This window comes from Candidatus Termitispirillum reticulitermitis, from assembly GCF_054655775.1.
In genome coordinates, this window is record NZ_BAAIHG010000246.1 from 1 (window position 1) to 518 (window position 518).

At 37.6% G+C, this 518-nt stretch carries 1 protein-coding gene; it reads left to right on the top strand.

Going from position 1 to position 518, the window contains the following annotated elements:
- Positions 1-90: 90 nt before the first annotated feature.
- Positions 91-518, top strand: a 428-nt coding sequence (locus tag AC1MDJ_RS08570) for an AMP-binding protein (RefSeq protein WP_479690484.1), incomplete at its 3' end; no start/stop codon positions are given.

Below are 518 nucleotides of genomic sequence, written 5' to 3' on the forward strand. Positions count from 1 at the left end.
TATTAATAATTTGCGGCTCCGCAAATTATTAATACTGAACCATGCCTACTGCTTTTTACAAGCGGGACGACCGGCGTTGCAAAAGGTGTGATGCTCTCTCATAGAAATCTTATGGCGGAGATGTATTATCCCGCATCATTAATTAAGATTACGGAGGCTGATACATTTTTTTCTGTGCTTCCTATTCATCATACATACGAAGGAACTTGCGGTTTTTTAATTCCGCTTTGCTATGGTGCTACGATTGCATATTGCGAAGGATTAAAATATATCGTGCCAAATTTAGCAGAGGCAAGGCCGACAGTTTTCCTCGGAGTTCCGCTTTTATTCGAAAATCTTTATAGAAAGATCTGGCAAAATATTCGTAAAGAAGGTAAGGAAAAGCTGCTGAAAAAAGTTATTAAAATAAATAGAGTGACTAAAAAGCTACATCTTGATATTGGGAAAATCTTTTTCAAAAAAATTACTTCAGTTTTTGGTGGAAGACTAAGGCTCGCGATTTCAGGAGGTGCCCCAAT